Source organism: Thalassospiraceae bacterium LMO-JJ14 (genome assembly GCA_021555105.2).
Taxonomy (GTDB): domain Bacteria; phylum Pseudomonadota; class Alphaproteobacteria; order Rhodospirillales; family Casp-alpha2; genus UBA4479.
The window spans coordinates 2912388-2935573 of the sequence record CP134604.1; the positions used below are offsets into that span (position 1 = coordinate 2912388).

A 23186-nucleotide genomic window follows, 5' to 3' on the forward strand; every position below is an offset into this window, starting at 1 on the left:
AGGCGGATAGATTAATTCAAGGCAAGATTGCGGGCGACCGGTTTCGGATTGCAACCAGGGTTAAACCGGCCGCCCGTGGGAGCTGGCGTTAATCAGCTCTTCTTTTTCTTGCGTTCGTCTTTCGCTTTCTTCAGCGCGCGAATGATGTCGTAATCCTCGGACGTCATCGGAACGAATTTGTTCGACTTCACGTTGGCGAGGAATTTTTTCGCGGAAGCTTCCTTCGAGAGACCGAGGAACGTTTCGCGGACGTTCTTTTTAATGTCTTCGCAAAGCGTGTTGCGATAGACGAACGGATCCTGCGGGATCGGCTTCGACTGCCAGAGAATATTGACGTCGTCGAGTTTCGCTTCGCCCTTGGAAACGACATTGTCGAAACGGTGCGTGGCGACAAACGCGGCATCGACCTTGCCCTGGACGACAGCGACCGACGACAGTTCATGCGACCCGGTATAAGCGACCTTGCCGAAGAATTTGTCGATATCCATGCCGACGACCTGCGAGAACACGACACGCGGCATCAGGTTGCCGGACGTGCTGCCCGGGTCGGTCAGACCGACGGTGGCGCCCTTCAGTGAATCGATGGTCGTGAACTTCGAGCCTTTTTTGGAAATCAGCGCAGCGCGATAGCCGGGGCCTTCTTCCTGCATATGCCCCTTCTTCTTGGCATAAGTCGCAAAAACCTCGACGCTCGGATCTTTCTCGCTGGCGATCACGTACGAGTACGGACCAAGCACGGCGACATCGACAAACTTGCTAAGCAGCCCTTCGACCACCGACGCATAAGATGTCGGCATGAAGAACTGAATTTTCTTGCCGGTCAGCTTGGCCATACGGTCGGTCACGGGCTTGTAAAGCTGCAACTCGGCAACGGATTCCTCGGTCGGTACGATGGCGAACGTCAACGCATCGGGGTTTTCACATTCGGCAGCCTTTACTGCACCGCTGAATGCGAGTCCGGCAATCGCCGCGATACCCAGAACGCCAATTGCCTGTTTACAGGCGCCGACGCAGGATTTGGTAAGTTTGGATCTGGACTTCATTGGATGTCTCCTCATTGATGACTATTACGTCCACCGGCAACATGGCCGACGAACATTGCCCCGTCTCATTTCCATTTTCGGATTATTGGACGTGACCGGGGACCTGGGAAATCTCCGGGCATCGCCGTTTCGGCATGTTTTTCCGTGAATTTGCCGCCTTTGAAAAAAGGCAGCACACAGCAAAGTACAAAATCATGTGCAGAGTTATTCATCGCTTCTCCCAGCCATCGCTTGCCGATTATATTTACTGTTCGGCTTGGCGATCAGGCAAGATGATGATCCTATGAAGCTATCTATTGGACAAATTCATATTTAAGATGTTATCCATTTAAATAAGCAATGATATTTACACAGCTCAGATCCTTTCACGCCGTCGCTGCCGAGCATGGGTTCACCGCTGCTTCGCGGGTGCTGAATGTCGGCCAGCCGACATTGACCAGTCAGGTCCGCGCACTCGAGGAAATGTTCCAGGTCGAGCTTTTCCACCGCCGCGGCCGCGAGATCGCATTGACCGATGCCGGAAAAGCGCTGTTCGTGATCACCCGGCGTATCATGGATCTGGAAGGGGAAGCCCGAGATGTGCTGAATGCCTTCGGCGGGTTTCACACCGGCACGCTCAGGGTCGGTGCGGTCGGCCCGTTCCATGCGACGGAAATGCTCAGCGCCTTTAGCGAACGCTATCCCGGGATACGTTTGGCCGTGACCGTCGGGAACTCACGCGAGATGGTGAACAAGCTTCTGGATTACTCAGCCGATGTCGCTGTTCTCGCGCATGTCGAAGATGACCCGCATATCTTCGCTATGCCCTACAGCCGTCACAAGGTCGTTATCTTCAGCAATAAATCGCATCGCTTTGCCAGACGCCGAAGCATCCGCATTGCCGAGCTTGAAGGCGAACGCATGGTGCTGCGCGAACGTGGCTCGACGACACGCCTCGCTCTTGAAGCCGCCCTTAAGGATCACGGCGTTTCAATCAACCCGGTCATGGAAATTGGCAGCCGCGAAGCGGTCTGGCTGGCCGTCGCGCGCGGCATCGGGATCGGGGTGGTATCGGACATTGAATTCATCCCCCACCCCGATCTGCATGTCTTCGGCGTTTCCGATGCCGATATCTACACCACGGCGCACGTCAACTGCCTGATGGAGCGACGCAACTCGCGGCTGATCGACGCCTTCTTCGAGATCGCAAAACTGACCCGACGTTCATAGTCCGAAAATTACGATGGCGCCGGGATCGGTTGCTGCTTACATATCACCTTCAACGACAGTCAGGCCGAGGATATGCCAGGCCTGCATGCCGCCCCGGTAATAAAGGATTTTATCCGCCGGATAGCCTTCCCGCAGCATCGCCTTGATTGCCATCGGCGACTGGCCACACCAGGGGCCGTTGCAGAAAAGCAGAACTTTTTCGGCTTTGGTGCAATCCCATTTGCCGGCAGCGCCGGTGCAGCCGATCTCGTCCAGCCGGTCGGCCATTTGCGTATAAGGCATGTTAACGGCGCCCGGGATCGTTCCATCAAGATGCCATTCCACCGTCCGGCCATCGATCAACTTGCCGCCGTTCTTGGCGAATTCAAGCAGTTCGACCTCGCCGACGGTGGTCACGCCGGGTGCGACCTGCATCGGCTGGATGCAGAACGGCGGACATTTGCGTGAGGTCTTCGCATATTTCGAATCGACCGTCGCATCCATGTCCTGATTGCGCATGATTTCGACCGGCCCTTTGGCCGTCGGCACGGTCACGCTCGGTGTCCGCGCATTGATTTTGACATCAAGTTCGGCAGCCGTTGCATTCGTAACAACCAGGCCCAGAACAAGCGTCAATACGGTAAAAAGCATCTTCATGGATATCCCCTTTCTTTCGTGGCCCTGATCGGGCGTTTTATAAAACGTCTTAATTTATACATTATCATTATATGATATTTGAATGTATTAGTTGCTCGTTCAACGCCCCGTCAGGATTTACCTCCGTTATGCGCGTCTTCGTGCGGGCCGCGTCTCATAATGCGTTGATCGGGATTTTCATGTAGCTGGTGCCGTTGTCCTCGGCGGGCGGCAATGCGCCGGCACGCATGTTGATCTGTACCGCCGGCAGGATCAGCTTGGGCATGCCGAGCGTCTTGTCACGTTCGGTCCGCATCTTGACGAACGCATCCTCGCTGATGCCGTCATGCACATGAATATTGTTGGCGCGCTGGTCGGCGACGGTGCATTCCCAGGCGAATTCATCGCGGCCGGGCGCCTTGTAATCGTGACACATGAACAGGCGGGTTTCCGGCGGCAGCTCGAAAATCCGCTTGATCGAGGCATACAGCGCCCGCGCATCACCGCCCGGAAAATCACACCGTGCCGTACCGTAATCGGGCATGAAGATGGTGTCGCCGACAAAGGCCGCATCGCCGATCGTATACACCATGCATGCGGGTGTATGGCCGGGCGTATTCATGGCCTTCGCCTCGATGTTGCCAAGCATGAAGGTATCGCCGTCGGAAAGCAGCCGGTCGAACTGCGAGCCGTCTTTCTTGAATTCAGGTTCGGCATTGAAGATATCGGCGAAGACCGTCTGAACGATTGTGATGTTTGAGCCGATACCGATCGCAGCGCCGGTTTTTTCACGCAGATAAGGTGCCGCGGTCAGATGGTCCGCATGCACGTGGGTTTCAAGAATCCATTCCACCGACAGTTCCTGTTCTGCGATGTAAGCGAGAATGGCATCGGCGGAAGCATGAGACGTCCGGCCTGCGGCCGGGTCGTAATCGAGGACGGAATCGATGATGGCGCATCTATTCGTTTCACGATCCGTTACCACGTACGAAACCGTAAAAGTCGCCTCGTCGAAAAAGGCTTTCACGTCGGGATTTGCCACCAGTACCTCCGCAAAATATTCAAAAGCAGCGTTGCCGGAAAAAAGAAACGCCGGACCTTGGCCGTCCAAACGCAAACATATTCAAGAAATATAAAATATATTTCCCGCCCTTCAAGTGTAAAATAAACTTCTATCCAGCATCGGCGCACGTTTTACGGCGGCAGGGATCCGTGATCTTGCCGCAGCAAACAAGCCGTTCTTATTGTCAGAAAATACAGAATACGAAAGTCGGATTGATCTAATCCAATCCGGGGAAATTTCTACTTTGCGACGCCAAGCACCTGATATGGCGGGCAATCATGCATGCATGAATCAGCGTATGATTCTTTCGTCTTTCTATTGTCCATGTAAAATCCATCGACATTAGGCATTTCAATCCCGGTGATGCTGGTCTGATTTAATATGAAATCCTTTGGCACGATATTATTGATGTACAAAACATACGAAGTGACAGAATAAACGTCTTCATCCGCCAAACTCTGCGGTGCCTGCATGGGCATTGTCCGCTTGATATAATCGAACAGTGTCGTCGCGAAGGGCCAGTAATTGCCGACTGTCCTGATGGGTCTGTCATCCAACAGCGTGCCGCTGCCGCTTATCAGTTTGGGCATATTACCTACCCCCTCGCCGAAGTCGCCGTGGCAGTGAGCGCATTTTTCGAAATAGACCGCTTCACCGTTTGAGACATTGCCGCTCCCCGGCGGCGCCCCGGCACCATTTGGCGCGACATCGATGTTCCAGGCACGGATCAGATCCGCAGAAGCGGCAGCGCCAATGCCATCGTATCGGGCTTCGCCGGCTTCCGCGCCGTGGCTGCCCACGATAGCGAGCCCCGTCAATCCACAGCGTATGATCCTAGCCCAAACGGACATTCTGTACTTCACCGCTGGGTTTCACATGCCACGTTTGAATGGCATTGTTATGATATGTGGAGTTCACGCCCCGGACCTTTTTGAGCGCCGCCATCTGTGGCTGGACGTATCCCGTACTATCGACAGCGCGGCTTTGCAGATAAAGTTCTTCGCCATTCCACGACCAATCCTCAAGGAAAAAACGGGTCAGGCATTTATCGTAGACAGGCCCCTCCAGTTTCGCGTGGCGCCAATTCCGTCCGCCATCAAAAGACACGTGCACTTCCGCAATCATGCCGCGACCGGACCACGCAAGTCCCCGCAACAGGTTGGTCCCTTTCCGGGCAATCGGATTTTCCGGGCATGGTGTCGTGATCACGGACTTGCAGTCCATCTCCCACGTGAAGCGGCGTGCGCGACCGTCGGGCATCAGATCGGTGTAGCGCGCCGTTTCCTCGCGCGTTTGCCAGGCACCTTCCCCTACTTCGATCCGGCGCAGCCATTTGATCCACATGCTGCCCTCGAACCCCGGCACCACCAGCCGTAACGGGTAGCCTTGCTCCGTGCGAAGGCGCTCGCCATTCATGAACAACGCGATCATGCAGTCATCCAGGGCCTTGTCGATCGGCAGGGAACGCGTCATTGCCGCGCCGTCGCCGCCTTCTACCAACAGCCATTTGGCTTTGTCGCTGATGCCGGCGTGCTCCAGCAGCAGCCTCAAGGGCACGCCTGTGTACTGTACGCAATGCACCATGCCGTGCGTGAATTGCACCGCATTCATTTGTGCATTTCGCCATTCCATGCCGCCATTGGCCGCACATTCGAGAAAATAGAAGCGTGAAATCCTGGGCAACCTGAGCAGGTCCTCAAGCGTGAATGTCATCGGCCGGTCGACCATGCCATGCAAAAGCAGGCGGTGCGCAGACGGATCGACCACCGCAGCGCCGGCATGGTGCCGCTCGAAACAAAGGCCGTTTGGGGTGACGATGCCCTCGAGCGCATGCAGGGGTGTGAAATTCACCGATGACTCGCGCGTTGGCGTCAGCCAGTCGACATTCTTGCGCACCACGTCCGCTTCATACGGCGACGGCATGCCATAAGGCGACGCATCGACCCCCGCCCCGAGCGAACGCGTCCATTCCGGGACAAGGCTATTGCCCTCTTCCGCTCGCGACACCGATGCCCCTGCACCGCCGGCAACGGCGGCAAGGGATCCTGCTACAAGAAAACGCCGGCGCCCGAAATCGGGTCGCACCCAGTCAGGCCTTTTTGATCTGGAACGTAAATACGCCCGCGTCTTCGTTCCATTCCAACAGCTCATTGCCTGTTTTGCGGGTGAATGCCTCGAAGTCTTTCACCGCGCCGGGATCCGTCGCCAAAATTTCAAGAACCTGCCCTGCGGACATGTCTGCGAGTGCTTTTTTTGCCTTAACGATAGGGATAGGGCAGTTGAGCCCCTTTGTATCGAGCGTTTGGTCCGCCATGAATCATCAACCTCCCGTGTGTACTGCTACAAATACCAAAACTTGAATCGAACACTTACATAAACTGTTGTAAAAAAAACTGTTTTTTCATATTCGATTTTTATATATTGATAGTATCATGTGAAATCAAATTTTGAAGTCTTAAAATCGCAGGACACCGTGATTGTCCGCGACAGGCAGGAATAAAATGATCGAATTTTCAGTCACCACGCAGGTGGCCTTACTTGGACTGCTGCTCGGTGGTATTTTTGGAGCAACGGCACACAGAACAAATTTTTGTACAATGGGCGCCGTTTCCGATCTGGTCATGATGGATGACTGGAATCGCTTTCGCGCCTGGCTGCTAGCGATTGCCGTGGGCATTTTCGGCACGCAGGTTCTGCACCTCGCGGGCTATATTGACATCAACAACGCCATATATCTGACACCGAGCCTTGGCTGGCTGGGGGCGATTCTAGGCGGCCTCATGTTCGGCTTTGGCATGACCCAGGCAGGCGGGTGCGGCTCGAAAACACTTATTCGGCTCGGTGCGGGCAACCTCAAATCGCTGATCGTCGCGCTTATTCTGGGTGTCTTCGCCTACATGACGCTACGCGGCCTGATTGCGTTGGGGCGTACGGCGCTGGAGGGTGCTACCAATATAGATATGCTGACGATCGGTGCGAACAATCAGGGCATCCCCGATGCACTCGCCGCCAGCGGCGTCATCGATATCGATACGGCACGTTTGCTCGTCAGCGCCATCGCGGTTCTGGGTCTGCTGTGGTTTTGCCTCAAGGATGCCGATTTCAGAGCCTCTAAACCCGATGTCATTGCCGGCATCGTCATCGGTCTGTGCGTTCCCGCCGGCTGGATCATCACCGGCATCGTCGGGTTCGACGAATTTGAGCCGACACAAATGGCATCGCTGACATTCGTTGCCCCTGTCGCCAACAGCATTCAGTACCTGATGACCTTCACCGGTTCGACCATCGACTTCGGCATTTCCACCGTCGGCGGGGTTATACTCGGGTCCTTTATCTCGGCTAAGCTTGCCGGCGAGTTCAAGTTCGAATCGTTCGTCGGCACCGACGACATGCTGCGCCATATCGGTGGCGCGGCGTTGATGGGAATCGGTGGCGTGCTGGCGCTCGGATGTACCATTGGTCAGGGACTGACCGGAATGTCGACGCTGGCCATCGGGGCTTTGCTGGCGTTCCTTTCAATCGTTGCCGGCGGCGTTCTCGGCATGAAGTACATCGAGGAAGGTTCGTTCGGCGGCGCCGTTGCCGCAATGATGGGCCGCGGATAAATACGACAATCCGTAAACAACGAAAAAGGCCCGCAGATTGCGGGCCTTTTTGTTTGTCCGCCCGTCGAGCCGTTCAGCCGCAGCCGGCGAACCCGTCTGCTTCCATCTTCGCCTCGTAAGGGGCTGCAACGTCGCTGCCGGCAACGAGATCGCCCCGCACCGAGTCCCAGTCTTCAGGCTTCAGGATGACAAGCCAACCCGCGTCGTAAGGGTCCCCGTTGATAATATCCGGTTGATCGACGACCGCCTGATTGATCTCGACGATCTCGCCCGCTGCAATGGATTTTGCCGGCCCGACCCACTTTCCGGATTCGATGGTGGCGCAGGATTTCCCGGCCTTAACGCTACGTCCGGCTTTCTTGGGGGTGACCGCGACCAACTGCCCGGCCATTGCTGCGGCAACCGCCGTCATGCCTATCTTGACGTTACCGTCGCCCATTTCCTTGAACCACACCTGATCTTCCACATGATAAAGCAGATCGTCAGGCAGGTTACATCCCCTCACATTAGCCATCGGTCGTAACTCCTTTACTTCCAGTGCCGCGCACCACTGATTTATTCTGCCGCATGGAGCGGCTTCGAGGAACAACAGAATTCACCAAGTCCCTCGACTTCCATCTTTCCGGATACGAACAGATACAGATGCATGGCGACAAGGGCCATCATCTGCAGCTTCGCCCGCTGCTGGTCTTCGTTCGCTTCCCGCTCAATCAGGTTATAATGATAAACGAGCTCGCGGCAGGTTTCACGGCAGGCGTTGAACGACGGCGACCCTTTGGCCCCTTGCCGGTGCAATGCCAGCAGCCGAAAGCCTTCCTTTTCATCCAGCGTCGGCTGTTCGCCGCGTCCGATAATCCAATGTTCCAGCACCGTCTCGCCAATCGAAACAAGCGTTTGAGCGCCGTGTTTCGCATCGCCTTCAGCGGCGGCGACGGAAATCGCCAGCTCAAGCTCGGACAGAGGCGTCATACGAACCCCCTGTCCTGCAGAAAGCCCATGGAGTCGGAGATATTTTCATGCACGCCGAGATCGCGGAGCGGCACGCCGAGCGCCATGCCGAGAAGCTGCGTGAAATACAGGATTTTCACGTTGGACTGAAAACCGAACCGCTTCTCGCCGCGGATCTGATGCATTTCCAGGCCCGAATGACAGGTCGGGCATTCGGTGGCAATAACCTCGGCACCCGAGGCCTCTGCCGCGCGGATGATATTGATCACCAGCTTGGTCGACATATCGGAATCGGAAAGCGTGTGCGCGCCGCCGCAGCATGCCGTCTTGAGCGGAAAATCCACGTTCTCCGCACCGGCTGCGGCAAGAAGATCGTCCATGAAGTGCGGCTGAGATGTCGACTCGCTCCCCGGCCCCTGATCCTTTTCAGGAAAAATGTGCCGTGGGCGGGTGTACATGCAACCGTAATAGTTGGCGACTTTAAGCCCCTTCAGTGAATTCTTGACGCGCGCCTTGAGGCCTTCTTCGCCGATACCTTCCTTGATCCAGTCGAGCGCATGGATGGTTTCTATCTGCCCCGCCTCATAGGTGCCGTGCCCTGCCTTGCCGGACAACCGGTCGACGACTTCCTTGCTCTCTTCGTCGTGTTCAAGATCGTATTCGGCTTTTTTAAGGTTGTGATAGCAGCCGTTGCACGGTGCCATAACGGTGTCGAAACCCATTTCATTGGCGGCTGTATTCATCACCCGCGAGGAAAGATAGGTCTGGATCTTCGGGTCGATGTTCTTGACTTCCATCGCGCCGCAGCAGTTCCAGTTATCGACCTCGGTCAACTCCATGCCGAGGTTCTTGCCGATCGCCTTTGTCGACGTATTGTAGGAATGCCCGGATCCTTCCAGCGCACAGCCAGGATAGTAGGCGACCTTTTGATATTTTTTTGAGGTCTCGTTCATCGTCTTCTCCCTCATTCGGCCGCTTGCGGCTGATCCAGTTTAAGCGCCTTGCGATGCTCGGCATCTTTTTCGGCAACGTATTCCTCGATTGCGGCGCGGGCGCCGTCCCATCCCTTGGTGCGCGGACGGAGCACGCCCTGCATGCCCATTGCGAACAGCATCTTGACCGGCAGGTGACGCAGCATGCGGCGCACCATTTCGATCAGCCAGTCCTGATTTAAGGATTGCTTGGTACGTGCAAAGAAGCCCCGGATGATCCGGCCTTCTTCTATCTTGCCCGTGGCGATAACTTGCGACGCGAACTCTTCATCAAAGTGCATCGATGGTGATTTCTCGGTGTGGCCCTTCAACTCGCACCAGTGCGACAACGCCTTCATCACGCCTTCGGGATTGACGTCGCGCGGACAGGCATAGGTGCATTTATTGCAAGAAACGCACTGCCAGATGATGTCCTTGTCTCTAAGCAATTCATCTTCCATGCCGAGACGCGCCAGATAAATCCAGTATCGGGGGTTAAAGTCGGGATTTACAGCGTTCACCGTACACGCGTTGGTGCACGATCCGCACTGCCAGCAGCGGTGTATGTATTCACCGCCGGGAAGTGCCGCGATTTCCTCCTGCATCTCCTCGTTATAGTCCCGAACGACGCGGGATTCGATGAAGGTACTCCAGTGTCCCGAAACATCCACACCGTCTATTTCCAGGTGTTCCTGTTCGATCAGGTTTTCGGGCCGGATCAGCGATTTCTCATGGATTGGCATAAATGCTTCCCTCGCGGTTCAGTGCGTCGTCTCGTCGATGTCGAGTATAATCGGCCGGCCCTCAATGCCCTTGGCACGGGTCCGCCCGGTTTCGGGGTCGATGCCCTCCAGGCCAAGCATCCGGCGCGTATACTGAAGCGGATCCTCTGCCGCGGAAAAGTCCGTACGCAAATAACTGCCGCCCTGTTCACAGATGTAATCGGCGTAGATTTGCGCACAAAGGATATCCACATACGCCATCACGTCCCGGAAGACCCCGTTATCCGAAAGATACTGGCTCAACTCTTCGCGCAGCATCAGGAACGTGTCGTAATTGTCCGGCACATCCAGCGTCATATGGTCGATATTCGGGTCATGCCATAATTCACGGATCACACCCGTGTTGGCCTTCACATCCCAGACCCACCTGTTCATCAGCGGATAACGTTCGGGCATCACGCCATGCAGGATTTCAGCGGCGAGATCACGAACCCAGCGATACCCCCGGCCATCCGGAAATTTCTCACAGAAACGGCGCACGGCGTCATCGCACTCGCTCGCGGCCTGCGCCTGGTCCAGAAGCGATGCCACGGCCGTCCTGATTGTTTCCATGCCCGAGGTGCCCGCTTCTTCGAGCCAGGGACCGATACGGCGGCGCACCGGCGCCATAAAAGCGACGACGCTGAGAAACGTATCGATATCCAGCGCGTCGATGCCGTCACGCTTGAAGACATCGGCGACGACCTCGGACTTGAACTGCACGCCCCTGACAAGAAATTCGATCCCGCCGACACCTTCCGATCTCGAAACCACGGTTTCGAGTGCCGCAGCGAGTTTCGGCCCATCCAGGTGCAGGACTGGCCGGCTGGTACTTGCGATCGGCTTTCTAGATAAGATCATCCCATCCATCCGATGTTCTTATTCCGCGGCCTGAATTTTGTTGCCGTTGGCGACAGCCAGGGCCGCCAGGGCCGCTCCCTGACCCTGGGCAATGGAATCGTCGATCGTCTCGGGGCCCGTTGCGGCACCGGCCACGAACACGCCTGCACGAGACGTTTCCGCCATCGAGCTGTAGGTATCCATGCGCTTGATATGCCCATGTTGTTGCAGCTCGACACCGAAGATCGATGCAATCAGGACGTTGTCCACATTCGGGTCCATGCCAATGGCGTGAACCACCATATCGAACGGCACCGTGATCGGGCGCTTGACCAGCGTGTCTTCGCCTTTGACGATCAGCTTGTTCCCGTCCGACGTCACCTCGGCGATCCGCGCCTTGATGTACTTGATCTTAAACTCTTCCTGGCTCTTCCAGTAATACGTGTCCTCATAAAGACCGAATGTGCGAATATCCATGTAATAGATATAGACGTGACAGTCCGGCAGCTCTTCACGAATTTCCATGCCGAGGTTGGACGACACGGTGCAGCATATTTTGGAGCACCACTCACGGCCGATCTGCCGGTCACGCGAGCCGACACAAAGCAAAATTGCAACCCGCTTCGGTTTACGCCCATCCGACGGACACCTGACGCCCGCACCTGATGAAATCATCTGCTCGACCTGGGTCGTTGTGACGACATCGGGGAAGGTGCCGAAACCCCACTCGGGTTTGTTGACGGAATCGAAATGAGTGAACCCCGTGCAGAGCACTGCCGTCGACGCGTTGATCGACTCGCCATTCGAAAATTGAGCCGTGAAATCACCAGGCGTACCGTCGAAGGCCTGTACCATGGTATCCGTATAGACCTTTATCGAGCCGTTGCCGGTGACACGATCGACCATGCCGCCAATGGCATCCTTCGCCCATTCGCCGCTCGGGACCAGCTTTGCGTAACCAGACAATATCGGCGTGCCGCCCAGGCGATCCGCCTTGTCGACCAGGACAACTTCCTGACCGACCGATGCCAAGGCATGTGCAGCAGAGAGCCCCGCCGGCCCGGCGCCGACAACAAGAACAGGTTTAGTCATGCTCAATTTCCTCAATCTTTTATTCAGCGGCCGCCTTAAAACCCGGCCCCGACGTAATCATGCGGCGCGGATCGTACAGATTTTCGCCATTACCCGCTTCGACTTCCTTGAGATAAGCCTCGAACTCGGCCTTCGATTTTTCCCAATCGATACCCATTTTCGCGAGCAGGGTCTCAACCGGTGAAGCATGCCAGTGCATTTGTGCGATCTTGTAAGGGTGTGCACCGCAAGCCAGCGCCGCAAATTGGCAATCTGCGACGACGGGCAGGGAAACACTCGATTTGTCGGACGCCTGGCTGATCCACTGGTTCTTGTCGAGCGTCGTGATGCAGCCGGTATCGTGGCCGATCATGACGTCGGATTTGGCTTCCTCGACAGCGACTCGGATTTTGCGGTCGATGGCAAACGAGCGGGTAAACTCTCGCTCGGAAATAATGTGACGGAAGCCGAAACCGCAGCAATCGTACCATGTCGAATAGTCGATGACGTCTGCGCCCAGTTCCTGCATCAGGCCGGTCGACACCGCAACGCGGTTCCCTTCAAGAATATCATCGTCGTAGATCGCATCCTCGGGGATCATCTTGTAGACGTGACAGGCCGGATGGACCGTGGCGCGGATATTGGAGACATCGATGGTCTGATGTTCCTTGATACGGTAGCGCATGGCGTGAAGCCATTCCGAGTAATGCACGATCTCTTCCGGGATCAGCAGCTTGCCGTCGACCAAACGGCCGAGTTTGCCGAGAATTTTCTTCACGCGCTCGCGCAATTCCGCGGAATGCAGCAGGAAGCCCCGAATTTCCTTATAATTGCCGAAAGACGTCCCGCAATGAACCAGCGGGTAATAATGGCCGCGGCCCTTACCCTCTGCTTCACCGGCGACGTAGGCCTGATGGAAATTACGGAGGAAAACGGCAGCCAGGCTCTCGACGTTGCCGATACCTGATCCATGGTAATTCCAGGCGGTGCAGGAGGTCTGGTCGGTCTCGTCCAGATACTCGATCCCCATCTGGTTCATCAGCCACAGCAGCGAGGTCGGATAGCCGGGAATATTACCGCACTGACCGCAGGATTTATGGTGCCACAACCGCGTTGTCGGGATTTTCTTTTCCCATCCGAACAGGGTGCGGAGCGTGATCGGCTCGTATTCATCGCGCATGCGATGAACGATGATCTCGCCGTCCTTTTCAAGCTGCCACATGATGTCGCGGACATCCTCGACCCGGTCTTTGTTGGTCAGCATCGAGCGCTTGTCTACGCGCGCCTCAACCCACGAGGTGGCCGTCTGCGCCTGCTCGGGGCTGAGTTGAGCATCCCGCCATTCTGAACCGTGCCCGGTGAAACGTGTGTCGTCAGTTTGATCGCTCATTTTCTCATCCTTTCGGTCGCCGCGCGCCTGTTTCGGGCGGGCAATTCCCTATCAATCGTCGTCCTCGTCATCGTCCTGGTCTTCCAACCAGTCCTCATAATCGTCACGCTTCTCGTCCATGATGTCCGAGATCACGTCGTACAGGTTTTCGTCGATTGTCTCGAGTTGCTCGAGAACACCGGTCATTTCCCAGATCGTATACAGTTCGACCGATGTCTTGAGGTTCACTTCCCAGGCCGTATCCGTGGTATTCAGGGTCGGCATGGGTATCGCCTGGCGCAGCAGTTTAAGCGGCGCATCGACCTTCGAGATGTTCGGTCCCCAGTCCGGGAAGTGATCGGGCGTGATCATGTTCGGGGCAAGCTGGTTGCCGGTCGAAATCAGCTTCAGCATGACACGGGAAAACGGCCGCAACACGTCCTTCGCGGACTGCATGCCATGCTTGATGGCAACTTCCCGCATGATCATCACCAAACCGCCCGGAGAGTTCCCGAAGGGGCAACGCGCGGCACAGGTATAGCATTGCGCGCAGGACCAGATTTTCTCCTGCATGGCATCGTGAATGCCTTCGAGATTCTCGGTCCATAGCAACTGCACGATCTCTCGTGGACTGAAATCGTAATAATGAGCTGCCGGACAGGTCGCCGTACAGATCCCGCAATTCAGGCATCCGTTCAGTTCATGGTCATAACGCATGTCCGCCTGAATATCCTGGAACACCTTTTCCATGGTGTCGTAATCGACCGCCGGCTCCGCAGAGACGGGGTCGCCTATGAATTCCTGAATACGGCTTCCGCTTGCGTGGCTCATGTGTGCATCCTCAATACGTCAGAACCTTGGCGTCATCGTTCTCCATCACCTCTTCGATGACATGCGCGCCGCCGACAATCCCCGAACATTCAGGGATCAGGTCGTCCTCGGTCATGTCGAAAAGATCAAGGTTCGGCGAACAGCAGTAAAAAGTGACACCCGCCTCATGCGCGTCCTTGATGAAATCGTAAACGGTCTTGGGGGAGCCTTCCTTGACGACAAGACTTTCAGCAAAGCCCTTTTTCATAAGCTGCCCTGAGGTTGCCGTGCATATGACCTCGACCTCGTAATCCATCGCCGCTGCGACGGTGGCCTGGAAAAACGGCGCACCGAGCTCCTCACCGTTACGAGGATCGGTGTTCACCATAATGATCACGAGTTTTTCGGCCATAATGCCTCCCAAGCTGTTTTTGTTTTTACGTTAGGCACATAATCACAAAGGAGACGCGTCAAAGCAATAACAAATTCACTTTTTCGAATGTGTTATTTTGCGTCAATGCAACCCGCAATACCGATACTTGCAGGTCTTGGCATTAGGGCTTGTCAGGTTTCGGCTGCATCAGCCCTGTGATCTGAATAACCCCGGTCATCATTTCGACCAGCGCATCTTCGATCGCCGGCGTTTTTTCGCTCAGCGCCTGCAGACCCGGCGCAATGACGTCTGGCGATTCTTCGAACTCCATCACCAAGTCTTCTATCATAGCGCGTTTTGCCCCCGGATGCCCAAGAAAACCCAAAGACGTCCCGCCCAGTTGAAACACGAGCGGCGCACCCGACGCATCAGCCGCCAGCACATCCGCATATGAGGGCAGAACCGGACGGTCGCGCATATAGATCGCCATCGGAAATCTATCCGGCATATACCCATTGAGCGCGTCTTGCTTGCAGCGCACGGCCTCGACCACATCGAATGTCAGCGGTGTCTTTTCAACCTTTCCACCGCCGCCGAGCGCAACGATCAGGGCGCCGAGACCGATGCCGATTTGCGGAATCCCAAGGGCCAGGCACTCGTGTGACAAGGCAACTTCGTTCGCCAGCGACGGCAAGTCCCGATCGCCCGCCGCCCCCCATGGACCGCCGCCAAGAAATATGACGCCATCGACGAAGCGCGCCGACGGCGGCAATTTGCCGTCCGTCGTGTGCGGGCGAATATAGGTAAAGCGGATACCGCGCCCTTCAAAGTGATCTTCCATGCGCCCGAGGTATTCGCTATCGGTGTGCTGGATGACGTAAAGGTTGCGTTCCGGGCGTATCATGAAACACCCCCCGCCGCCGCTTCACGGATGACACCGGCCAAAGCATCACCGGGCACCGTAATCGCCCCGCCGTCAGCAAGCACAGCGTCGATCGTGTCGCCGATGTTTTCCAGCGGTGCATCCTTCAGCGCCGCTTCCAGGTCAAAAACGAGGCGCGGCGGATTGGCGAAAAAATCACCGGTGATGAGCACTTGCTGAATACGCTGCTGGCCCCGGTGCAGGCGCAAATAAACCGTTACGCTTCCACCGGGCGTGGTGATGCTCGCCGATTGGAAGCCGCTGTCGCTTTCCGGATCGTCGATTTCGGCGACAAAGTCATCCGTTCCGATTTCCTCGTCATGGATCTCCCGCGCCCGCGCCCATTCACGCTCGCTCACCTCTCCATCCTCGGCGCGGAGGCCGAGACCTGCTTCGAAGCCCTGCAACAATGCCTGCTTGGCCGCATCGATGCCCGGCGTCCTGTCGCCGAGCAAGGCACGCAGTGTGACAACCCGCTGTGCCGCGGAATCAAGGTCACGCTTGGCCAGCTTGGCTTGTGGCACCTTCAGCGCCTGCGCCATCACTTCCGGGTTGGTGTCGATCAGCAACGTCCCCTGATAGAACAGCACATCGCCATCGAAAAAGCCGCCGGTCCCGGATATTTTGCGGCCATCGACCTCGATATCATTACGTGGCCTGAAACGTGCATCGATCCCGAGCGTGCGCAGCCCTTCGGCCGCGGCGGTGCAAATAAGCTCGGCCGTGGCCCCGAGATCCGGTGCCGGCAGCGACGCACGATGGAAAACCAGTTCCCAACCCAGTTGCCCTTCATCGAAGAATATACTGCCGCCGCCGGTGATCCGCCGCCCGAGCCCGATACCATTGGCGGCGCAGTAATCGACGTCGACTTCACGGCTTAAAGCCTGGTGCCGGCCGACCAGCGCAGTCGGCTTGAAGCGCAGAAAGCGGATGGTGTCGGGAATTTCACCGGACGCCCGCGCATCGATCAGCGCCTGATCGAAAGCAATGTTGAGCCGCCCGTGCTCGACCCCAGTGTCGATCACGCGGAAGATTTTACTCATCTTGCGCGGCTCAGTTCACGGTTTTCGGAAAACCCATTTGGCGGCGGACTTTCCGAATATCCGTCTTATTGGGTTGGAACGGGAAACTCGCAATATCGCTTGGCGGAGAGTCGCCGTACGGGCGGTCACAGGCGGATATGTCCTCCTGGAATTTACCCGGGCAGCCAGAGGTCCGGAACGGGAGGCCGGTATCGATGATGCCGTCCAGTTCGGCCTTCGGCAGGCCGAAATCGCTGACCCGGCCATGTTCGTCGAAGCTCATGTGCTCGAGCCGCACATTACAGTAATCGATGAGGTAGCGCGCCATCTGTACACGGCGCCATTGATCGCGGGGCGTCGCCGGAAGGTGGTCCATCAGCGAGCCTTTTTCAGGGAAGAAACAGAACATATGACTGTGTCCCCCCATATCGCGCAGGTCCTGGACGACCGAAAGAACATCGTGTTCGGTCTCACCCATGCCAACGATCAGATGCGCACCGAATTTTTCCTTGCCGAAAATGTCACGCGCATCGTTGAGGATTTCCCAGTACTTCTTCCAGGTGTGCGGCGACTGCACGCCCTTACCCCGAGTGCGGTCGAAAAGCGTCGGTGTCGCCGCGTCCAGGGCAACGGTAAAGATATCGGCGCCGAGACCGTGCAGTGTTGCGACATCGTCTCTCTGCATGGTCGTCGGGTTCGATAAAATCGACACCGGCACTGTTTTCGGATCGATCCGGTCGGTCCAGGCCTTGAGCACGGATACCGTATCCGCATCCGAGTTCGGATGCGTGATCATGCTGATGCACATCCGATGGAACGGCGTGTTCTCGCCATCCGCTGCGACTTTTTCAATAATTTCCGCGACCGGTACCGACGGCCAGTCGACGCGGATAAAGTTACGGTCGGCATAATCACGATCGGCTTCACGATGGCGGGCCAGACCGCAATAGGCACAATTCGCGCGGCAGCCTTCGGGATACGTCAGCAGAAGATTGAGACACCGCGTACATTCGCAACGGTACATCTTGCCGGCCATGATCCCGAGCGTGATCGCCGCCGCCGTCGACATCTGCACGTATTCAGGCGAGCGCATATCCGGCGTCTGGATATTGTTGTTGGGCAAATAGACGCCGCTCGGCGTCGCCGCCTGCGACTTGACCCTACCCCCGTTGCGGAGTTCAGCGGGCGTTTTATCCGGGCTGCGCGGCGCCATCTCGTCATAGGCATTGAAGTCCATGCCTTTCGCCGTTTTGTCTCCAGGCATTTTGCCCTCGGGCTTTAAACAGGTCATGCCGCGTTTCCCCTTACCAAAGTCGTTTCGTCGTTCCAATATTCTTCGTATGCAATCCAGCCGCGCCGGAAATCCGCCGCCGTTGCCTCACCGCTGCCAAGGGCGCCGAGCAATTCGCACCGACGCCGCACCGCCCTGTTCAAGGCCGGATCGAAAATGGCGGCAAGTTCACTTTCAAAATCGTCAAGGCTGTCTTCGTCGCCGTCCAGCCATCCAACCGCTGCTTCCCCGGCGAGCCCGCCGGAGATCACCGCCGACGCAATTCCGCCACCCGTCACCGGATTGGCAAGACCGCATGCGTCGCCGCAAAGTAAAACCGCCGTGTCCCCGAGCATGGCATAACTGAAAAGCCGTCCACCGACCGGGATTGCGCCGCCGGTATAAGACAACACCTCCGCGCCGACGCGCCCCTGGGCGACGAGATCTTCGTGGAGTTCGTTCAGGTAGTCCTTCAATACGGTGCGGGCACACGGGATCACGCCCGCGCCCAGGTTCGCAACGTCGCCCCGCGGGAACAACCAGGCGTACCCGCCTGGCAGTTGTTCGCTAAGGAATATATCCGTGGCGTCGTGGGCGCGAAGCAAAGGCACCGTCAACTGGCGCGTCTCCACCATGTCGGTATTAACTGCACCGATTGCCGCGCCGACACATGAACGCGGGCCATCGCCGCCGATCAGTACCGGGGCTTTCAGGGTCTGGCCATCAGAAAGGTGCACAGCACCATCCTCTGCGATGGCTGCGATCTTGACCCCGAACCGGCAATCGCTCCCCGCATGGATGGCGTCCTCGACAAGCCGGCGGTCGAACGCTTCCCGGCTGATCATACGGCCCGGGAAATTCTCCGTCCGCTCGCATGTCTCGCCTTCGATAAACGTTTCCATGGCGTTGATCCGCTGGCGCGTAACGGCATCCAGTTCGCCAAGTTCCTGAGATACCATGGTCGGAATGAATTCAGCGCATTGCACCGGCATCCCGGCGCGGCGTTTACGTTCGAGCGCGATAACGCGCTTGCCCTCCTTCGCCGCCGCCGCTGCAGCGCGCGCGCCGGCCGGCCCCAGACCGGCGACAATTACATCAGCGTCAAAGTTTTCACTTACGCCGCGCATGAAGACCCTTTCTCAAGGCTCAGACTGCCGCCGATCTTGATCGAGCAGCACGCATGTTCCTGATGATGCGCACGCCCTAACGCCTGCGCTAACGCTGCCGTACCGTCGGCAGGAAAAGCAATGCCATCCAGACCGGCCATGACGGCATAGGCATCGGTGACACGTTTGTGCATACCGGCAGGACGCGCGCACCCTAACAACACTTGCCGGTCGGGCAGCCTGCGACGCGCTTCCAGGAATACATGGCCGACGTCGGATGTGGGTGTCGTCACGAAGGTCCGGTTCTTGGCATAAAACGGCATGACGACGACCAGGACCAATGCATGCACATCGTGGCGCGAGACGATGTCGAGAGCGTTTTCCTCACCCAGCAATTCACCGTAGTGAAGGCCGATCACGATATGCGGCACGATCTCCATGGACGTCGAGACCAACGCCGCAAGGGTCGCTTCGAAATCTTCTACGGGACGGTCGAGATGATAGACGTCGCGGATGGTTTCCTGTGCGCCGATCACATCCATCATCGCCGTATCCACGCCGGCGCTTTCCATCAGCTTCGCACGTTTCTCATCAAGCAACGCGGTGTGGATTGCGACCTTAAGGTCCGGGTAATCGCGTTTCAGGCCTTCTATCACCGGATAAAACCGCTCGTAAGCAATCTCGTTTTGCCGGTTGGACCCGCCTGAGAGCAGGAAGCCCTTTAAATCCTGCAGCATGATGAGGTCTCGGACTTTCTGATCCAGCATTTCGGGAGACGTTGCCGGAATCATGGGCTCGAGTATTTTGGCTTCGCAATGATCACACATCAGCGCACAGCCGCCGGCGGTGATCGAAAATGCAGGGAAACTGTTCTTCGAACAGCCTTTCATCTCGGCGGATTCGAAATCCTTGAAGGTCGGTGTCGAGAAACGGATCGGCCGCGAGAGTGCAAGTGCCTGTTCACGCTCGAAAGCATTCACAAGATCACGGTCGAACTCGGCGTCCTCGTATTCTTCAATCGCCGAAACGGCGTCAATCCAGGCCATCTCTATTCTCCCTGCGCCACGGAGCTTTTATTATATAAAAATTGAATATGTATCGTGGCATTTTTTATTTTTTGGATCAAACGACTTCTCTCCAATCGCTTCCAGTGTCACCGATCAATGCGGCGACTTCTTCGCGCACCGGCGCTTTGTTTGGTGCGTCATCCAGCCGCTCCCGCCAGGCTTGATCGATGTCTTCTTCGTCAACCAGATCGCATTCGATTTCGTCGAACCGAACCTTGATTTTCTCCGGCACGGGCCATGGCGGCGTCCTGCCAGAAAGCCGCCCCCAGAGCCCCGACCAGCAACGTGCCACGGTCCACGGATTGTACCCGCCGCCACCAAGAACGACGGCGCCGGGAACCCGTTCGGTGACAGCTGTGACCGCATCCCAGAGCGCAACATTCGAGAGCATCATACCCGAGAGCGGATCCCCGGCCAACGCGTCGGCACCGCACGTGATCACGGCGACATCGGGTTTGAGTTCCTCGATCATCGGCAGAACGGCGCCCGACATCAACGCCGCCAGTTCGCAGTCGTTGAAGCCCTTCGGAACAGGATAATTGTAGGCACCGGCTCCCCTGCCGCCATGCGCGGTCCCCGTCCCGGGCCAGCGTGCGCGCTCATGAATAGAGAGCGTGACGACGCGCGGCTCATCCAGGAACGCGGCCTCGACCCCATCACCATGGTGGGCATCGAGATCAAGATAGAATATCGACCCCGCACCGCCGTCCAGCAATGTCATGATCGCCATGACCGGATCGTTGAAGTAACAGAAACCGTGCGCATGGTCCGGCATGCCATGATGGGTGCCGCCTGCGGGGTTGAAAGCCACGCAACCAGCAAGCGCTTTTTCAGCCGCCAGAATAGAGCCGCCGCAAGTTGTCCGGGCGCGCTGTTCCAGACCTTCGAAAACCGGGTTTTCCATGGTTCCCAGTTGATACCGCACGCGGTCGTTTTCTTCCGCCCGCCCTGCCATGGCGACCCGTTTCACGGCCTCAAGATAATCGCGGTCATGGAACCGCAGCAGCGCCTTGTCATCGGCCATCGGACTGTCGAGATAATTTTCATCGAGCCAGGACATCGCCTCGCAAATCTCGAGCACGAGACCCACTCTTGGAATCGCCAAAGGGTGGTTGGCGCCGAAACCGGGACGGCGATAAATGTCACCGCCGACAAAAAACGGCCCGGCTGTTTTCATTGCACGCTCGCCGTCGCCTGCGGATTATTCGAGAAACGCTTGTCTATCAGCTTCATTGCAGGCTCGGCGCAACTCTCGGCCAACGACCGCCCGGCCGGGCTTCGGTGCGCCTGGCGCCAGACCTCCCGTGCGTTCGGAAATTGAAGCGCTTCCAGACTCTGCAAACTCGGAAACAGGGTCGCACTCAAGAAGCGCCGGATCAGCAGCTTCGTCAGCAGCCGGAACCCGGCACGCTCAACAGCCGACATCGCTTTGATTTTTTCGCCGAGCAGCGCTTTCGCCGCGGCAATGTGGCGGGCTTCGTCGGCGTGGTGCCACTGCATCACTTGGCGGGCCAGCGGGCAGATCGCCTGCCCCTCTCCGTCGGCTTCTTTCAGCGCTTTCAAGGCAAACGTATCGGTTACCGACTCGCCGATAAAGACCATGGCCCAGAACCCGGCACCCTTCGGATTCAGCATTTTCGCGACGGTGGTCAGTAGTCCGGTGGGCCCCAGCAGATGCTTGCCGCTCATCCCGGCCCGCTCGATCATTTTCAGAAACATAAGGCTGTGACCGGTCTCTTCGCGTACTTCCTGCAGAACAATCTGCGTCTCCAGCGTGTCGGCGGCGACAAAGCCCGCATGCGTGACCCGGTGAATCATCAAACCTTCCAGCCACAAACCGGCAGCACACAAGCGCGCAAATTCGACGCGCGAGACCTGGCGTTTCTTGTTTTCGTCCAACTCGTTCCAAACGGGAAGGCTGGAAAGGCTGATCATGCTATCTGGCAGCCACGGCAGTTCGGGATCGGCGCCTGCCCAGTCGATCTCGTTCATCGGATCCTTGTAAGGCGGCACGGCGGCCGCAAGACGGTTGAAAATCGTACTCATGCAGTTACCGCCTTCCGTACATCAGATAATCCGCCGGCCCGCTGCCGCCACGCCTCACCAAGCAATTTCAGCGAGCGGGCAACCTCGTCGGGGAGCAGATCACCACCGCCGCAGACCAGACTGACGCGATCCAGCCCCGCCGTCTCGAGTGCGGACAGCCGGGCGGTCACATGTTCGGGATCACCGACCGCCGCGAGGCCCAATCGCTCAAGCACGGCGATCGACAGCATCTTGTCGAGCAACGGCACCGTCCACCCCAGTTGCCGGTAATGCTCATATCCCTCGACCTGCTTCGACAGCATCGGCTTGGCAATCTCGAACAGCCGGCGGTAGACCCATACAATCCCACGCCGGGCGCGTTCACGTGCCGCTTTATGATCCTGCTCGCAGTAAACCGAAAGTGTGAACGATGTCTGCCCGCCGGCACAGGCCTTCCGGTAGCGGGCCAGATCCGCATTCACAAACGCCCACGGCTTGAACGGCCCGGTCATCACATTGAGGCCCTGCTGTGCGGCGAACGTAAACGTCTCGGGGCTGACCGCTGCAATCCACCCCTGATCAAGTCCACCCGGAACCGGCGGGTAAATGGGAAGCCTCTGCGCATCGCGCTCGGCATGCCCGGTGCTTAAAATGTCCTGCAATTGCGCAAACTTGGCCTCAAAAATCTCACGGCTCTCGGCCGGGTTTATGCCAAAGCCGGCAAGTTCGGTTACCGTCACGCCGCGACCAACGCCCCACCGCACGCGGCCAGGCGCCAGTGCATCCAGCGTCGCCAGCCGCTCGGCAACCCGGACCGGGTCGTGCAGCGGCAGCGGAATGATCGCAAAACCGAGATTAATGCGCTTCGTCGCCTGGGAAACGGCCGCCAGCAACATATCAGGCGCGGCGGCATTCGAATAACCTTCGAGAAAGTGATGCTCGGGGAGCCACAGCGTATCCATGCCGGCAGCCTCTGCAGCGACCGCGATTTCGACCGTATCGCGTATGACGTCCGCAGGCGTCTTGGATATCCATGGCGGCGACGCCAGCTCCAGAAACAAGTCCAGTTTCATTGCCCTACCCCATCAAGAGCATG

General features: G+C 57.3%; 25 protein-coding genes. 2 read left to right on the plus strand and 23 right to left on the minus strand.

Annotated features, from left to right (window positions below; genetic code table 11):
• Positions 1–92: 92 nt before the first annotated feature.
• The gene (locus L2D14_13725; protein WNJ98927.1) at positions 93–1043 is read right to left on the minus strand and encodes a phosphate/phosphite/phosphonate ABC transporter substrate-binding protein; all 951 of its coding nucleotides are present in this window, start codon (positions 1041–1043) and stop codon (positions 93–95) included.
• 339 nt (positions 1044–1382) lie between these two features.
• On the opposite strand from L2D14_13725, the gene L2D14_13730 reads away from it, so the two are divergent.
• Positions 1383–2252: a LysR substrate-binding domain-containing protein gene (locus L2D14_13730; GenBank protein ID WNJ98928.1), complete on the plus strand. Its 870-nt coding sequence runs from the start codon at positions 1383–1385 to the stop codon at positions 2250–2252.
• A gap of 36 nt (positions 2253–2288) precedes the next feature.
• On the opposite strand, the gene L2D14_13735 is transcribed toward L2D14_13730, so the two are convergent.
• The 5 genes from L2D14_13735 to L2D14_13755 all read right to left on the minus strand — a co-directional run bounded on the left by L2D14_13735 (position 2289) and on the right by L2D14_13755 (position 6244).
• Positions 2289–2888 carry a rhodanese-like domain-containing protein gene (locus L2D14_13735; protein ID WNJ98929.1) on the minus strand — a complete coding sequence of 200 codons (600 nt, stop codon included), beginning with the start codon at positions 2886–2888 and terminating at the stop codon, positions 2289–2291.
• A 154-nt stretch (positions 2889–3042) separates the two neighbouring features.
• Positions 3043–3909, minus strand: coding sequence for an MBL fold metallo-hydrolase (locus tag L2D14_13740; GenBank protein ID WNJ98930.1), 867 nt, complete (start codon positions 3907–3909; stop codon positions 3043–3045).
• A 260-nt stretch (positions 3910–4169) separates the two neighbouring features.
• The gene (locus tag L2D14_13745) at positions 4170–4730 is read right to left on the minus strand and encodes a cytochrome c (GenBank protein WNJ98931.1); all 561 of its coding nucleotides are present in this window, start codon (positions 4728–4730) and stop codon (positions 4170–4172) included.
• A 34-nt stretch (positions 4731–4764) separates the two neighbouring features.
• Positions 4765–6081 (minus strand): sulfite dehydrogenase, encoded by a 1317-nt coding sequence (soxC, locus tag L2D14_13750; GenBank protein ID WNJ98932.1) that lies wholly within the window; start codon positions 6079–6081, stop codon positions 4765–4767.
• Positions 6020–6244, minus strand: coding sequence for a sulfurtransferase TusA family protein (locus L2D14_13755; GenBank protein ID WNJ98933.1), 225 nt, complete (start codon positions 6242–6244; stop codon positions 6020–6022). Before L2D14_13755 ends, soxC begins: the two co-directional genes overlap by 62 nt.
• A 187-nt stretch (positions 6245–6431) precedes the next feature.
• Here L2D14_13755 and L2D14_13760 point away from each other — a divergent pair, with 187 nt between their 5' ends.
• Complete coding sequence (locus tag L2D14_13760; protein ID WNJ98934.1) at positions 6432–7535, plus strand: YeeE/YedE family protein; 1104 nt, start codon at positions 6432–6434, stop codon at positions 7533–7535.
• Between the two features lie 73 nt (positions 7536–7608).
• On the opposite strand, the gene L2D14_13765 is transcribed toward L2D14_13760, so the two are convergent.
• From L2D14_13765 to L2D14_13845, 17 genes are all read right to left on the minus strand, one after another.
• Positions 7609–8049 carry a hypothetical protein gene (locus tag L2D14_13765; protein ID WNJ98935.1) on the minus strand — a complete coding sequence of 147 codons (441 nt, stop codon included), beginning with the start codon at positions 8047–8049 and terminating at the stop codon, positions 7609–7611.
• A gap of 41 nt (positions 8050–8090) precedes the next feature.
• Positions 8091–8504 carry a hypothetical protein gene (locus L2D14_13770; GenBank protein ID WNJ98936.1) on the minus strand — a complete coding sequence of 138 codons (414 nt, stop codon included), beginning with the start codon at positions 8502–8504 and terminating at the stop codon, positions 8091–8093.
• Positions 8501–9436 carry a CoB--CoM heterodisulfide reductase iron-sulfur subunit B family protein gene (locus L2D14_13775; protein WNJ98937.1) on the minus strand — a complete coding sequence of 312 codons (936 nt, stop codon included), beginning with the start codon at positions 9434–9436 and terminating at the stop codon, positions 8501–8503. The genes L2D14_13770 and L2D14_13775 overlap by 4 nt, the downstream gene beginning before the upstream one ends.
• 11 nt (positions 9437–9447) lie before the next feature.
• Entirely contained in the window at positions 9448–10197 is a 750-nt protein-coding gene (locus L2D14_13780) for a 4Fe-4S dicluster domain-containing protein (protein ID WNJ98938.1), read from the minus strand.
• Positions 10198–10215: 18 nt separating this feature from the next.
• Positions 10216–11076 carry a hypothetical protein gene (locus tag L2D14_13785; protein ID WNJ98939.1) on the minus strand — a complete coding sequence of 287 codons (861 nt, stop codon included), beginning with the start codon at positions 11074–11076 and terminating at the stop codon, positions 10216–10218.
• An 18-nt stretch (positions 11077–11094) separates the two neighbouring features.
• Positions 11095–12147, minus strand: coding sequence for an FAD-dependent oxidoreductase (locus L2D14_13790; GenBank protein WNJ98940.1), 1053 nt, complete (start codon positions 12145–12147; stop codon positions 11095–11097).
• A 19-nt stretch (positions 12148–12166) separates the two neighbouring features.
• On the minus strand, positions 12167–13516 hold the full coding sequence (locus L2D14_13795; protein WNJ98941.1) for a heterodisulfide reductase-related iron-sulfur binding cluster: 1350 nt from the start codon (positions 13514–13516) through the stop codon (positions 12167–12169).
• Between the two features lie 51 nt (positions 13517–13567).
• Positions 13568–14326 carry a 4Fe-4S dicluster domain-containing protein gene (locus tag L2D14_13800; GenBank protein ID WNJ98942.1) on the minus strand — a complete coding sequence of 253 codons (759 nt, stop codon included), beginning with the start codon at positions 14324–14326 and terminating at the stop codon, positions 13568–13570.
• Positions 14327–14336: 10 nt separating this feature from the next.
• Positions 14337–14717 (minus strand): DsrE/DsrF/DrsH-like family protein, encoded by a 381-nt coding sequence (locus L2D14_13805; protein ID WNJ98943.1) that lies wholly within the window; start codon positions 14715–14717, stop codon positions 14337–14339.
• A 142-nt stretch (positions 14718–14859) separates the two neighbouring features.
• Complete coding sequence (locus tag L2D14_13810; GenBank protein WNJ98944.1) at positions 14860–15582, minus strand: hypothetical protein; 723 nt, start codon at positions 15580–15582, stop codon at positions 14860–14862.
• Complete coding sequence (locus L2D14_13815; GenBank protein WNJ98945.1) at positions 15579–16643, minus strand: hypothetical protein; 1065 nt, start codon at positions 16641–16643, stop codon at positions 15579–15581. Before L2D14_13815 ends, L2D14_13810 begins: the two co-directional genes overlap by 4 nt.
• Positions 16644–16653: 10 nt before the next feature.
• Positions 16654–17886 (minus strand): radical SAM protein, encoded by a 1233-nt coding sequence (locus L2D14_13820; GenBank protein WNJ98946.1) that lies wholly within the window; start codon positions 17884–17886, stop codon positions 16654–16656.
• A gap of 23 nt (positions 17887–17909) precedes the next feature.
• Positions 17910–19019, minus strand: coding sequence for an NAD(P)/FAD-dependent oxidoreductase (locus tag L2D14_13825; GenBank protein WNJ98947.1), 1110 nt, complete (start codon positions 19017–19019; stop codon positions 17910–17912).
• Positions 19007–20044 carry a radical SAM protein gene (locus tag L2D14_13830; protein WNJ98948.1) on the minus strand — a complete coding sequence of 346 codons (1038 nt, stop codon included), beginning with the start codon at positions 20042–20044 and terminating at the stop codon, positions 19007–19009. The genes L2D14_13825 and L2D14_13830 overlap by 13 nt, the downstream gene beginning before the upstream one ends.
• Positions 20045–20120: 76 nt before the next feature.
• Positions 20121–21242: an acetoin utilization protein AcuC gene (locus L2D14_13835; GenBank protein ID WNJ98949.1), complete on the minus strand. Its 1122-nt coding sequence runs from the start codon at positions 21240–21242 to the stop codon at positions 20121–20123.
• A complete protein-coding gene (locus tag L2D14_13840; GenBank protein ID WNJ98950.1) occupies positions 21239–22111 on the minus strand; it encodes a diiron oxygenase in 873 nt (290 codons plus the stop codon). Before L2D14_13840 ends, L2D14_13835 begins: the two co-directional genes overlap by 4 nt.
• Positions 22108–23163, minus strand: coding sequence for an LLM class flavin-dependent oxidoreductase (locus L2D14_13845; protein ID WNJ98951.1), 1056 nt, complete (start codon positions 23161–23163; stop codon positions 22108–22110). Before L2D14_13845 ends, L2D14_13840 begins: the two co-directional genes overlap by 4 nt.
• Positions 23164–23186: the final 23 nt, after the last annotated feature.

Bases quoted from the DNA above. Each gene is read 5' to 3' on its own strand.
- L2D14_13725 (WNJ98927.1), bottom strand. From the start codon at position 1,043: ATGAAGTCCAGATCCAAACTTACCAAATCCTGCGTCGGCGCCTGTAAA.
- L2D14_13730 (WNJ98928.1), top strand. From the start codon at position 1,383: ATGATATTTACACAGCTCAGATCCTTTCACGCCGTCGCTGCCGAGCAT.
- L2D14_13735 (WNJ98929.1), bottom strand. From the start codon at position 2,888: ATGAAGATGCTTTTTACCGTATTGACGCTTGTTCTGGGCCTGGTTGTT.
- soxC (WNJ98932.1), bottom strand. From the start codon at position 6,081: ATGAGCTGTTGGAATGGAACGAAGACGCGGGCGTATTTACGTTCCAGA.
- L2D14_13755 (WNJ98933.1), bottom strand. From the start codon at position 6,244: ATGGCGGACCAAACGCTCGATACAAAGGGGCTCAACTGCCCTATCCCT.
- L2D14_13760 (WNJ98934.1), top strand. From the start codon at position 6,432: ATGATCGAATTTTCAGTCACCACGCAGGTGGCCTTACTTGGACTGCTG.
- L2D14_13765 (WNJ98935.1), bottom strand. From the start codon at position 8,049: ATGGCTAATGTGAGGGGATGTAACCTGCCTGACGATCTGCTTTATCAT.
- L2D14_13770 (WNJ98936.1), bottom strand. From the start codon at position 8,504: ATGACGCCTCTGTCCGAGCTTGAGCTGGCGATTTCCGTCGCCGCCGCT.
- L2D14_13775 (WNJ98937.1), bottom strand. From the start codon at position 9,436: ATGAACGAGACCTCAAAAAAATATCAAAAGGTCGCCTACTATCCTGGC.
- L2D14_13780 (WNJ98938.1), bottom strand. From the start codon at position 10,197: ATGCCAATCCATGAGAAATCGCTGATCCGGCCCGAAAACCTGATCGAA.
- L2D14_13785 (WNJ98939.1), bottom strand. From the start codon at position 11,076: ATGATCTTATCTAGAAAGCCGATCGCAAGTACCAGCCGGCCAGTCCTG.
- L2D14_13790 (WNJ98940.1), bottom strand. From the start codon at position 12,147: ATGACTAAACCTGTTCTTGTTGTCGGCGCCGGGCCGGCGGGGCTCTCT.
- L2D14_13795 (WNJ98941.1), bottom strand. From the start codon at position 13,516: ATGAGCGATCAAACTGACGACACACGTTTCACCGGGCACGGTTCAGAA.
- L2D14_13800 (WNJ98942.1), bottom strand. From the start codon at position 14,326: ATGAGCCACGCAAGCGGAAGCCGTATTCAGGAATTCATAGGCGACCCC.
- L2D14_13805 (WNJ98943.1), bottom strand. From the start codon at position 14,717: ATGGCCGAAAAACTCGTGATCATTATGGTGAACACCGATCCTCGTAAC.
- L2D14_13810 (WNJ98944.1), bottom strand. From the start codon at position 15,582: ATGATACGCCCGGAACGCAACCTTTACGTCATCCAGCACACCGATAGC.
- L2D14_13815 (WNJ98945.1), bottom strand. From the start codon at position 16,643: ATGAGTAAAATCTTCCGCGTGATCGACACTGGGGTCGAGCACGGGCGG.
- L2D14_13820 (WNJ98946.1), bottom strand. From the start codon at position 17,886: ATGCCTGGAGACAAAACGGCGAAAGGCATGGACTTCAATGCCTATGAC.
- L2D14_13825 (WNJ98947.1), bottom strand. From the start codon at position 19,019: ATGCGCGGCGTAAGTGAAAACTTTGACGCTGATGTAATTGTCGCCGGT.
- L2D14_13830 (WNJ98948.1), bottom strand. From the start codon at position 20,044: ATGGCCTGGATTGACGCCGTTTCGGCGATTGAAGAATACGAGGACGCC.
- L2D14_13835 (WNJ98949.1), bottom strand. From the start codon at position 21,242: ATGAAAACAGCCGGGCCGTTTTTTGTCGGCGGTGACATTTATCGCCGT.
- L2D14_13840 (WNJ98950.1), bottom strand. From the start codon at position 22,111: ATGAGTACGATTTTCAACCGTCTTGCGGCCGCCGTGCCGCCTTACAAG.
- L2D14_13845 (WNJ98951.1), bottom strand. From the start codon at position 23,163: ATGAAACTGGACTTGTTTCTGGAGCTGGCGTCGCCGCCATGGATATCC.